Annotated in this window: 8 protein-coding genes; 6 read left to right on the top strand and 2 right to left on the bottom strand. The window is 62.8% G+C overall.

The genetic code is table 11. The features are described from left to right. Positions 1-51: 51 nt before the first annotated feature. Together HNO86_RS13325 and xthA are read right to left on the bottom strand one after the other, a co-directional pair. Entirely contained in the window at positions 52-1,392 is a 1,341-nt protein-coding gene (locus HNO86_RS13325) for a substrate-binding domain-containing protein (RefSeq protein ID WP_175377413.1), read from the bottom strand. Positions 1,393-1,544: 152 nt separating this feature from the next. Then, positions 1,545-2,357 carry an exodeoxyribonuclease III gene (gene xthA / locus HNO86_RS13320; RefSeq protein ID WP_175377412.1) on the bottom strand — a complete coding sequence of 271 codons (813 nt, stop codon included), beginning with the start codon at positions 2,355-2,357 and terminating at the stop codon, positions 1,545-1,547. 224 nt (positions 2,358-2,581) lie between these two features. Between xthA and HNO86_RS13315 the strand changes: the two genes are divergently transcribed. The 6 genes from HNO86_RS13315 to HNO86_RS13290 all read left to right on the top strand — a co-directional run bounded on the left by HNO86_RS13315 (position 2,582) and on the right by HNO86_RS13290 (position 12,083). Continuing rightward, on the top strand, positions 2,582-3,232 hold the full coding sequence (locus HNO86_RS13315) for an N-acetyltransferase (protein WP_175377411.1): 651 nt from the start codon (positions 2,582-2,584) through the stop codon (positions 3,230-3,232). 78 nt (positions 3,233-3,310) lie between these two features. After that, positions 3,311-5,038 (top strand): autotransporter assembly complex family protein, encoded by a 1,728-nt coding sequence (locus HNO86_RS13310; protein WP_175377410.1) that lies wholly within the window; start codon positions 3,311-3,313, stop codon positions 5,036-5,038. Next, entirely contained in the window at positions 5,035-8,709 is a 3,675-nt protein-coding gene (locus HNO86_RS13305; RefSeq protein WP_175377409.1) for a translocation/assembly module TamB domain-containing protein, read from the top strand. Before HNO86_RS13310 ends, HNO86_RS13305 begins: the two co-directional genes overlap by 4 nt. A gap of 214 nt (positions 8,710-8,923) precedes the next feature. Next, on the top strand, positions 8,924-9,406 hold the full coding sequence (locus HNO86_RS13300) for a MarR family winged helix-turn-helix transcriptional regulator (RefSeq protein WP_175377408.1): 483 nt from the start codon (positions 8,924-8,926) through the stop codon (positions 9,404-9,406). After that, positions 9,396-10,868 (top strand): efflux transporter outer membrane subunit, encoded by a 1,473-nt coding sequence (locus HNO86_RS13295; RefSeq protein WP_175377407.1) that lies wholly within the window; start codon positions 9,396-9,398, stop codon positions 10,866-10,868. The genes HNO86_RS13300 and HNO86_RS13295 overlap by 11 nt, the downstream gene beginning before the upstream one ends. Positions 10,869-10,883: 15 nt before the next feature. Further along, positions 10,884-12,083, top strand: coding sequence for an HlyD family efflux transporter periplasmic adaptor subunit (locus tag HNO86_RS13290; protein ID WP_175377406.1), 1,200 nt, complete (start codon positions 10,884-10,886; stop codon positions 12,081-12,083). The last annotated feature ends 55 nt before the right edge of the window (positions 12,084-12,138 follow it).

Here is a 12,138-nt window from a genome sequence, read left to right as displayed (position 1 = left end):
GCGCAACCGAGCGGGAGCATGCTCCCTCGCCACATTGCTTGGCCATTCAACTCAGTAAACCCAAACCTCAACCCGCCGATTCTTGATCCGCCCCTCATCCTCGTTATTGGCCGCCACCGGCATCTCGGCACCAAACCCGCGCACCTCGCGCAACACCACGCCGCTTTTCACCAGTTCCCGCCGTACCGCCATGGCCCGCAGTTTCGATAGCAGGTCGGCGCGTGCCGGGTCGCTCTTGGCGTCGCCAAAGCCGACCAGGGTGATCTGCCGATCGTTTTTCTCATGCTGCTTTATATAGTCGAGCACCCGTGTCAGGTCCTGCCGGGCCTTGTTGTCCAGCGTGGCGCTGCCTTCCTCGAAACGAAAATTCACCGACAGCCGCTGGGCGTGACGGCTGAGCCCCTGATACCCCTCGGGCATCAGCGCGTTCGGCGTGACGGTCATGGCCTGCACGGTCTGGGCGATGAAACCGTTGGCCGCGACAATCGCCTGGCCCTGGCTGCTTTGGGCAAACGCCACCAGTGCCTCGGCCCATCGGTTGTTACCGGCCGGCGGCAGGTAAAAGAACAGACGGCGGGACAACGGGTAGTCTTCGGTGGCAATCAGGCTGTTGAGCGGGAGCATGGCCTGGGACTGGCCATCGACAATCGCCACCGCCTTGGCCTGGCGCACGTAGGGCAGGCCAATGAAGCCGATGCCCTGCGGGTCGAGGCTGATCGCGTCGGACAACTGCTCGCTGGATTCGAAGCGTTTCGCGGCGCCGCTCAGGGTTTTCCCGCGACCGCTGAGTACCAGTTCCTTGAAGGTGTCGTAGGTGCCGGATTGATCATCCCGCGCATACAGATGAATCGGGCCGCCGTTGCCGCCGACTTCTTCCCAGGTTTTGACGTCGCCGCTGAAAATCCGCGCCAGTTGCACAGTGTCCAGCTGGTTCAGCGGGTTTTGCGGGTGGAGGATGATCGCCAGGCCGTCGATGGCGATGACCTGTTCGGCGCCGGGGCTTTTCAGATCGCCCAGGGCTTGCAGGTCTGTCACCTCGCGGTCCTTGATCGGGCGCGATGAGGCGGCGAGGTCGGCGTTGCCGGTTTTCAGCGCGGCAAAGCCGGTGCTGGAGCCGTGGGCCGCCAGTTCCACCTCGACCCGGCGCCCCTGGGCGGTTTCGCCGACGATGCGCAGTTCGTTGGCGGTGTCCGGGGTTTCGCTGTGAATCTTGACCAGGCCCTGTTGGCGCATCAGACCCTGGACCAGCGCCGGGCCCAACGCGGCGCCGATGGTGTTGGACCCCTGGATGCGCAGCACCGGGCCGTGTTCCGGCGTCGGCAAATCACCGGCTGAAGCCGTCAGCGGCAGCCAGACGCAGAGCATCAACAGGAACAACACGCGCAGCGTCATGCCGGCACCTTATATAGCCAAAGGGAGTGCCGGGAGATTAAGTCAGTAGGATGTCGGAAATATGACAGATCAAAAGATCGCAGTCCGCGGCAGCTCCTACAGGAGTACACCTATCCAAGGTAGGAGCTGCCGCAGGCTGCGATCTTTTGCTTTTAGCTCAATTCAAGCCAGATCGGCGCATGATCCGACGGTTTTTCCATTCCGCGCAGTTCATAGTCGACACCCGCCGCCTTGACTCGAGGCAGCAAGCCGTGGGAAGCGAGGATCACGTCGATCCGCAGCCCACGCTTGGGTTCGTCCTCGAAACCGCGGCTGCGGTAGTCGAACCAGCTGAAGACGTCAGCCACTTCGGGGTTCAGGTGGCGGAAGCTGTCGGTCAGGCCCCAGTTCTTCAGGCGCGCCATCCACTCGCGTTCTTCGGGCAGGAAGCTGCATTTGCCGGTTTTCAGCCAGCGTTTCATGTTGTCCGGGCCGATGCCGATGTCGCAGTCTTCCGGGGAAATGTTCACGTCGCCCATGACCACCAGCGACTGGTCGTTCTTGAACTGGCTTTCCAGCAGCACTTGCAGATCGCTGTAGAAGCGCGCCTTGGCCGGGAATTTGGTCGGATGGTCGCGGCTTTCGCCCTGGGGGAAGTAGCCGTTCATGATGGTCACCGGCGCGCCATTGGCGTCGGCGAAGGTGCCCCAGATGAAGCGGCGCTGGGCGTCTTCGTCGTCGGTGGCAAAACCCTTGTGCACGGCAATCGGTTCCTGGCGCGAGAGCAGGGCGACGCCGTAGTGGCCTTTCTGACCGTGGAAATACACGTGGTAGCCCAGGGCCTTGACTTCATCGAGGGGGAACTGGTCGTCGTGGACCTTGGTTTCCTGCAACCCGATCACATCGGGCTGGTGCTTTTCGATCAGCGCCGCCAGCTGATGGGGACGGGCGCGCAGCCCGTTGATGTTGAAGGAGACGATCTTCATGGTCGGCAGTCCTGGCAAAAGGGCGATGCTAGCTGACCTCTAGGAATCGGGCCAGTGTTGCATCGAATCAATCCACCGCGAACCTCGCGTTCTGAGATGACTGATCGGCAGTGGGGCAAGTCTTGCTCCAAGCGTCTATACCTGTGGAGGAACTGTGTCGTCGCCCACTGCCTCATATCAAAAAGAGCGCAGCCACTCGAGCTGTGCCGGGGAGATCAACCGTCATGCCCGAAACCTCCAGCGCCATCGCCGATATCCACATGCTCGACAGCGGCTATTCCCGCGAAGCGCGTTCCCTGTTGTATCAGGCGTATCGGCACGAGCCGACGTTCAGCTACCTGTTCGAAGCCGAGCGTCCGGGCTATGAGCAGCGGGTGCGCGCCACGGTGCGCGAGCTGGTCACGCAGCACTTCATGCAGGACTTGCCGGCCATCGGCCTGCTGGTCAACGACCGCCTGATCGGCATCGCCCTGATCGCGCCACCGCAACGTCGGCTCGGTATCACCGAAAGCTGGGCCTGGCGCCTGCGCATGGTACTCAGCACCGGCTTTCGCTGCACCCGTCGTTACCTCGAATATCACGATGCGGTCGCCGCGTGCTCGCCGTCGGACTCGGTACATGTCCTGCCGTTGCTGGGGATTCACCCGCAGTTCCAGGGCAAGCACTTTGGCGAACAGCTGCTGCAGGCGGTGCACAACTGGTGCGCGGTGGATGAAACCTCCCAGGGCGTGGTGCTCGACACCGGCGATGCGCGCTATCTGGAGTTCTACAAGCGCCAGGGCTACGAGGAAATTGGCGAGGTGGCGGTGGGACCGGTGCGCGAACACGTGTTTTTTCACCCCAACCCCCAGGTGGTGCAGAGCGCGACGGCCTGAGTGGCGAACTTTCCGGGCGAGCCGGGTTCTATCACCCTCCCGATGTTTATAAGGAAGCCCGTGATAGCATCCGCGCTTATGAAGTTTCCAGGAAGAATCACCGGTGGCGTGCTCCTGCTGATCAGCAGTTGCACGGCACTGGCCCAAAGTGAATTGGATGTGCGGATCAAACCGTCCAACGATGCACTCAAAGCCAATATAGAAGGCTATATCGGCAGTCTCGGCGATCGTGACGAAGAGGCACTGTTGCGCTTCAGTCGCGGCGCCGAAGAACAGGCGCGCAAGGCCGCCCAGGCCCTGGGTTATTACCAGCCGCAGATCGACAGCAAGGTGACCGGTGGCAAAACCCCGCACCTGATCCTCGACATCGAACCCGGCGAGCCGGTGCACCTGCGCAACGTCACCATCCGCGTCGACGGTCCGGCGGCGTCCCTCAAGTCCTTTCGTGTGCCCAAGAACCATGCGCTGCAGACCGGCGCCGTGCTCAATCATGGACAATACGACGACGCCAAGCGGCTGATCCAGAACCAGGCCTCGCGTTTCGGTTTCTTCAGCGGTCGGTTCACCAGCTCGAAACTGGCAGTCGACCCGCGGGCCGGCGTGGCTGATATAGAGCTGATCTACGACAGCGGTCCGCGTTACTCCATGGGCAAGATCAGTTTCGAAGGCGACACCCCGTTCGATGAAGACCTGCTGCAACGCATGGTGCCGTTCAAGGCCGGTACGCCCTACGACTCCGAACTGATCGCCGAACTCAGCCAGGCGCTGCAATCGAGCGGATACTTCGAGGGCGTGCGGGTCGATGCCGCGCCTACGGCGGCGAAAGACAACGTGATCCCGGTCGACGTCAAGCTGGACACCCGCAAGCCGCGAACCATGGGCCTGGGGCTTGGTTATTCCACCGACGTCGGCCCGCGGGTCAAGGCCAACTGGACCCGCCACTGGGTCAATCCCCAGGGTCACAGCTATGGCTGGGAAACCGAAATCTCCGCGCCCCGGCAGAACGTCGGGCTGTTCTACGACATCCCGCTGGACCCGCCGCTGACCGACAAACTGCGTTTCGCCGGCGGTTACCAGAACGAGGAAATCGCCGACAAGGACAGCCTCAGCAAGCTGCTGACCCTGGGTCCCGAATGGCACAGCAAGTTGCCCAGCGGCTGGCAGCGCGTGGTGTCGCTCAAGTGGCAACGTGAGGAGTACCGGCTCGGTGACGACTCCGGACTCAGTACCTTGCTGATGCCCGGTGTGAGCTACACCTACCTTAAAAGCGACAACCGCATCGACCCGCACAATGGCTATCGCCTGGCGTTCGAAACCAAGGTGGCCAAGGAGGGGTTGGGTTCGGACAACAATCTGGTGTACGGCTCGGCGCTGGTCAAAGGCTTGACCACGGTGTTCGACAAACACCGGTTCCTCGGTCGGGTGCAGGTCGGCGGTAGCGCCACCAACGGCTTCAAATCGATCCCGCCTTCTCTGCGTTTCTTCGCTGGTGGCGATCAGAGCGTGCGCGGCTACGACTATCAGAGCCTGTCGCCGGAGAACAACCAGGGCGACCGCATCGGTGGCCGCTACATGGTGACAGCCAGTGCCGAGTACCAATATTCGGTGGCCGAAAAATGGCGGGTCGCAACCTTTGTCGATCAAGGCAACGCCTTCAATGACTTTGAACTGCCGAGCCTCAAGACCGGGGTCGGTATCGGTGTGCGCTGGGTGTCGCCGGTGGGGCCGATCCGCCTCGACCTGGCCCATGCGCTGGACGACGATGGCGGTATCCGATTGCACTTTTCCATGGGGCCAGAGTTGTGAAGCGTGGTTTGAAGATTGTGTCACTGGCGATTCTGGCGCTGCTGTTGCTGATCGTCGTGACATTGACCAGCGTGCTCGGCACAGCGACCGGTAGCCGCTGGGCGCTGGGGTTCGTGCCGGGCCTGACCCTGAACAATTTCCAGGGTCGTCTCGGCAGCCAGTGGAGCGCCGATCATCTGTTGTGGGAGCAGGGCAGCGACCGGGTCGAGCTGAACAAAGTGATCTTCGCCTGGCGGCCACTGTGCCTGACCCGCATGACCCTGTGCATCGATCAGCTGAAGGCCGATCAGGTCAGCCTGCAAATTCCGCCGAGCAACGACGCGCCAGACAGCGGGCCGATCAGCCTTCCGGACTTGAAGCTGCCCGTGGCCCTGGAACTGGGCGACATTCAGGTCGGCAGCCTGCTGTTCAACGGCAGTGAACAGCTCAAGGGCCTGCAACTGGCGGCGCACTGGACCGCCAACGGCTTGCAGATCGATTCGGTGCATTTGCAACGCGACGAGCTGAGCCTGGATCTCTCCGGCCTGTTGCAACCCACCGGCAGCTGGCCACTCAAGGCCGAGGGCAAACTGACCCTGCCTTCGCCCGGCACCGAGCCTTGGGCACTGGCGCTGAATGTCGACGGTGATCTGCTGAAGACCTTGAATCTGAAAGCCGACAGCAGCGGTTACCTGAACGGGCAACTGACTGGCGAGCTGCAAGCCCTGGCGGAAAATCTGCCGGCCAAGGTGCGTATCACCGCCGATAACTTCAAACCCGTCGCCGATCTGCCGGACACCCTGCAATTCAATCAACTGGTTCTCACCGCTGAAGGTGACCTGAAGAACGGTTACCAGCTAGCGGGCAACGCGACACTGCCCGCCGAAAAAGGACCGGTGGCACTGGCTCTGCAAGGCAAGATCGACGCCAATGGCGCGCAAATCGCCGCCCTGGACCTGAGCGCCAGCGACAAGCAAAGCCTGAAGCTCAGTGGCCAACTGGACTGGAGCAAGGGTTTGACCGCCGACGCGAAAGTCGACTGGTTGGACTTCCCCTGGCACAGCCTGTACCCGGTGATCGACGAACCGGAAGTCACCTTGCGCACCTTCAAGGGCGAAGTGTCCTACACCGACGGCAAGTACCTCGGCCACTTCGACGCGGCGGCGGACGGTCCGGCCGGCGCCTTTACCCTGGCCAGCCCGTTCGCCGGCGACCTGACAAAAATCTATCTGCAACAGATCCAGCTGGTGGCCGGGCAGGGCAAGGCCGAAGGGCACCTGAACCTGCAATTCGCCGATGGCATCGCCTGGGACACCGCGTTGGACCTGTCGGCAATCAACCCGGCGTATTGGGTTGCCGAGTTGCCGGGCACCCTCGCCGGACCACTGCGCAGCAAGGGCGAGTTCAAGAACGAACAGCTCAGCCTGAACGCCGACCTGGACCTGAAGGGCAAGCTGCGTGGCCAGCCGGCCGTGCTGCAAGCCAAGGCCGATGGCGCCGGCGAGCAATGGAACCTCAACGCGTTGCAGATCCGCCTCGGCGACAACAGCATCAATGGCAAGGGCAGCCTGCAACAGAAACTCGCCGGGCAGATCGACATCAAGCTGTCGCGTCTGGCCCAGCTCTGGCCGCAGTTGCGCGGGCAGATCAACGGCCGGGTCGACGTCGCCGGCACCCTCAAGGCGCCCCAGGGCAAACTCGACCTGCAAGGCACGCAACTGGCGTTCGCCGAACATCGCCTGCAAAGCCTGAACCTGGACGCCACGCTCGACAGCGCGCAACGGGCGAAAATCGACCTCAAGGGCAGCGGCATCCAGACCGGTGACACATCACTGGGCACCCTGACCGCCAGCGGCCAAGGCGACATCAAGAACCAGAAACTCAACCTCGATCTGCAAGGGCCGAAGCTGAAACTGGCCCTCGGTCTCGATGGCGCGCTGGACAAGGGCAACTGGCGCGGACGCCTGGCCAGCGGCGACATTCAGGCCGGCGGTCAGGACTGGAAGCTGCAAGGTCCGGCAAAGCTCGAGCGTCTGGCAGACGGCAAAATCAACTTCGGCGCCCATTGCTGGATGTCCGGCGCCTCGAGTCTGTGTGGTGAAGATCAGCGCCTGATGCCGGAGCCGAAGCTGCGCTACCACCTCAAGCAATTCCCGATCGAAAGCCTCGCCCAATGGCTGCCGAAGGATTTCGCCTGGAAGGGCAGCCTCAATGCCGACGTGCAACTGGACGTGCCCGCCAGTGGCCCGAACGGCCAGATCAGCATCGATGCCAGCGGCGGCACCTTGCGGGTCAAGGAAAAGGACCAGTGGCTGGACTTCCCGTACCAGACCCTGAACCTCACCAGCAAACTCACGCCCAAGCGCATCGACACCAACCTCAACTTTGTTGGCGGCAAGCTCGGCGAGCTGATGGTGCAGGCGCAGATCAATCCACTGCCGAAGGACAAACCCGTGTCCGGTTCATTCCGCCTGAGCGGCCTGGACCTGTCGGTGGCCCGTCCCTTCGTGCCGATGGTCGAGAAGCTGACCGGGCGCTTGAACGGCAGCGGCACCATTACCGGTGGCCTGCTGGCGCCGCAGATCAACGGCAATCTGCTGCTCAGCGACGGCGAAGTGTCCGGCCCGGAATTGCCCATGGAGATCCAGGCCCTGCAAGTGCGCGCGGTGATCGCCGGCGAAACCGTGCAACTCAACGGCGACTGGAAAAGCGGCAAGACCGGGCAGGGCAGTCTCAACGGCGATATCGCCTGGGGCCAGGCGCTGGCGATGAACCTGACACTCAAGGGGTCGCAGTTGCCGGTTACTGTCGAGCCTTATGCCAAGCTTGAAGTGGCGCCGGACCTGAAGATCTCGATCAAGGACGACAAGCTCGCGGTCGCCGGCAAAGTACACGTGCCCAAGGGCGAGATCACCATTCGCGAATTGCCGCCATCGACGGTCAAGGTCTCCGATGACACGGTGATCGTCGGCCAACAGACCGAAGAGGGTAAACCGCCGATGGCCACGGTCATGGACATCGATGTGGTGGTGGGCGAGGAGAAGCTGGCGTTCTCCGGGTTCGGGCTGACGGCGAACCTGCAGGGTCATGTGCACATCGGCGACAACCTCGACACCCGTGGCGAACTCTGGCTCAACGACGGCCGTTACCGCGCCTACGGCCAGCGCCTGACCGTGCGTCGTGCGCGTCTGCTGTTCGCCGGCCCCATCGACCAGCCGTATCTGGATATCGAAGCCATCCGCCAGACCGACGACGTGATCGCCGGCATTCGCCTGAGCGGCAGCGCCGAGCAGCCGACCACGCAGATCTTCTCGGAACCGGCCATGAGCCAGGAGCAGGCGCTGTCCTATCTGGTGCTGGGTCGTCCGCTGAGCACCAGCGGCGAGGACAACAACATGCTGGCTCAGGCGGCGCTCGGTCTGGGATTGATGGGCAGTTCCGGGGTGACGGGCAGCCTGGCGAAGAATCTGGGCATCGACGATTTCCAGCTCGACACCCAGGGCAGCGGCAATGCCACCAGCGTGGTAGCCAGCGGCAACCTCTCCGAGAAGCTCAGCCTGCGTTATGGCGTGGGTGTGTTCGAACCGGCCAACACCATCGCCTTGCGCTACAAGCTGAGCAAGAAGGTCTACCTGGAAGCGGCGGGCGGCGTGGCCAGTTCGCTGGATATCTTCTACAAGCGGGACTTTTAGTCCCTTCAAAAATCAAAAGATCGCAGCCTTCGGCAGCTCCTGCAGGTGTACACAAACCCCTGCAGGAGCTGCCGAAGGCTGCGATCTTTTTGCTATTGACCAAGTCCATTGGTCAACTAATTGCAAAGCAACCTAACTATTACGTTGACATTGGCTGCCTAGGCAGTAACATCTGGTCATACATTCACTGCCTAAGCAGCTAATCGGTGGTCAGATGAAACATTTCTCTCCAGACAACTTCCACAATTGCCATCTCGGCATGCTGCTCGGACGTGCCGCGCTGCTCAAGGACCGCATCCTCGACACGCACATGGAACCCCACGGTATCACCGCCGCGCAGTTCAAGGTGCTGATCATCATCGCCCAGTACGGCGTCGATTCGCCGGGCGAGCTGTGCCGCCACCTGTCCCTGGACAGCGGCTCGATGACCCGCATGCTCGATCGTCTGGAGCAGAAAGGTTTCCTCGCCCGCCAACGCTCCGAAGAAGATCGCCGTCAGGTACGGCTGGTGCTGACAGAAGAGGGCCAGTTGCTGGCCGACCGCCTGCCACACATCGGCGCCGACGCCATGAATGAACTGGCGGGCGCGGTTTCTCCCGAAGAGCTGCAAACCCTGGAAGACATCCTCAAGAAAATACTGCTGGCGGCCGGTGATTCGATCACCGTGCTGCGGTTGGGTGGCACTCATGAACAATAAAACCGTACGCATGGGCCTGAGCCTGGTGCTGCTGGCCATGACCCTGGCCGGTTGCGCCAACTACAGCGGCCTGAACCCTGAAGGCGTCAGCCTCGATGCCAAGAGCCTCAAGGCCGGACAATCCCTCAACGGTGTCACCCTGTCGCCGGCGGCCTGGCCGCAAAGCGACTGGTGGAAGACTCTCGGCGATCCGCAGCTCGACGGTCTGATCCGCGAAGCCCTGCACGACAGCCCGGATATGCAGATCGCCGACGCCCGCGCCCATCAGGCCGCTGCGGCGGCATCGGCCGCCGACGCCGAGCGGATGCCGACCCTCGATGCCAGCGCCGGCGTCAGCCGTTCGCGCTTTGCCAAGGATCAGGACCCGCAGGGGCAGGGCGATCACTACGCCACCGTGCGCAGCCTGGCAGCCACCTTCAATTACAACTTCGATCTCTGGGGCGGTCAGCGTGACGCCTGGGAGGCCGCGCTGGGCCAGGCCCGTGCCGCCGAAGTCGACCGCCAGGCCGCGCAGTTGACCCTGTCCGCCGACGTCGCGCGCGCCTACAGCGACCTGGGACTGGCGCACATTGTCTATGACCTGTCCGCCGAAGACCTCAAGCGCACCAGGCAGATGCTCGACCTGAGCCAGCGTCGCCTGGCGTCCGGAATCGACAGCCAGTACCAGTTCCAGCAGACCGAAAGCCTGGAAGCCACTTCCCAGGCCAACCTGATCGACGCCGAAAAACGCCTGAACAGCGCGAAAATCGCCCTGGCCGTGTTGCTCGGCAAGGGCCCGGACCGTGGCAATGAAATCGCCCGTCCGCAAATCCTCAAGGCCAGCGCCGTGGCCTTGCCGTCGGTATTGCCCGCCGAGTTGCTCGGCCGGCGTCCGGACCTGGTGGCCGCGCGCTGGCGGGTGGAGGCGGCGAGCAAGAACATCGATGCCGGCAAGACCCGCTTCTATCCCAACTTGAACCTCAGTGCCGCTGCCGGTGCCGAATCCTTGTTGGGCGATGCGATGTTCGGTTCGGCCAGTCGCTTCTTCAACATCGCACCGACGATTTCCGTGCCGATTTTCGACGGTGGCCGCCTGCGTGCCGACCTCGATTCCCGCGACGCCGATTACGACCTGGCGGTGGCGCAGTACAACAAAAGCCTGGTCAAGGCGCTGGGGGATGTCAGCGACAGCATCAACCAGCTGCGTGACATCGGTCGGCAGATCGCTGCCCAGCAGCACGCCACCGACATTGCCCAGCAGTCTTACAACACCGTGGTCCAGCGGTACGGTTCCGGCATCGGTAACTACCTGGACGTGCTCAGCATCGAGCAGCAATTGCTTCAGGCCCAGCGTCAGCTGGCCAGCCTGAATGCCGAGCAGATCGACCTGTCGATCCAACTGATGCAGGCGCTGGGTGGCGGATTCCAGCCCGAGGCCATCGCGGCCTCGGACGCTCGCGCCCCAGCCACGCTGACTCACTAATTCAAGGTATTTGTCATGGCCACTGCCGATACAACTCCAACCGAACGGAACCCGGGCAATCCCAACGCGGGCAAGCGCAAGTTCATGCTGCTGATTCTCTTCGTCGTGGTCGCCCTGTGCGGCGCGGGCGTCTGGGCCTATCACGAGTTTTACGGGCGCTTCAGCGAAAGCACCGACGACGCCTACGTCAACGGCAACGTGGTGGAAATCACCCCGCTGACCACCGGCACGGTGGTGAGCATCGGTGCCGATGATGGCGACCTGGTGCAGGAAGGCCAGGTGCTGGTGAACTTCGACCCCAACGATGCCGAAATCGGCCTGCAAAACGCCCAGGCTTCCCTGGCGCGCACCGTGCGTCAGGTCCGTGGCCTGTACAGCAACGTCGACGGCCAGAGAGCCCAGGTCAACGCACAACAGGCCGAAGTGCAGAAGGCCCAGGACAACTACAACCGCCGCAAGAACCTCGCCGCCGGCGGGGCGATTTCCCAGGAAGAACTGTCCCACGCCCGTGACGACCTGACCTCGGCGCAAAACGCCCTGGCCAACGCCCAGCAGAAACTCAAGACCACCAGCGCCCTGGTCGACGACACCGTGGTTTCTTCGCACCCGGACGTGATGGCGGCCGCCGCGCAATTGCGCCAGGCCTACCTGAACAATGCCCGCAGTACCCTGATCGCCCCGGTCACCGGCTATGTGGCCAAGCGCACCGTGCAACTGGGCCAGCGGGTCCAGCCGGGCGAGGCGCTGATGGCGGTGATCCCGCTCAATCAACTGTGGATCGACGCCAACTTCAAGGAAACCCAGCTGCGTGACATGCGCATCGGCCAGCCGGTGGAGATCGAAACCGACCTCTACGGCAGCAGTGTGAAATACAGCGGCACCATCGACAGCCTCGGTGCCGGGACCGGCAGCGCCTTTGCCCTGCTGCCGGCGCAGAACGCCACCGGTAACTGGATCAAGATCGTCCAGCGGGTGCCGGTGCGCATTCATGTCAATGCCGATGAGCTGGCCAAACACCCGTTGCGCGTCGGCCTGTCGACCGTGGTCGATGTCGATCTGCACGACCAGAGCGGTCCGGTGCTGGCCCAGCAACCGCCGCAAAAGGCTTCGTTCAGCACCAGCATCTACGACCGTCAGCTGGCCGAAGCCGACGCCATGATCACGCAACTGATTCACGACAACAGCGCCTCGGTCAGCAAGACCGCCAAGCGCTGATTCGCCAATCCGTCGGCCGCGCCTGTGACGGGCGCGGCGCCCACCCGGTTTCCAA

It is taken from the genome of Pseudomonas sp. C1C7 (assembly GCF_013359595.1).
GTDB lineage: Bacteria > Pseudomonadota > Gammaproteobacteria > Pseudomonadales > Pseudomonadaceae > Aquipseudomonas.
This window is presented reverse-complemented; position numbering and strand designations above follow the sequence as displayed.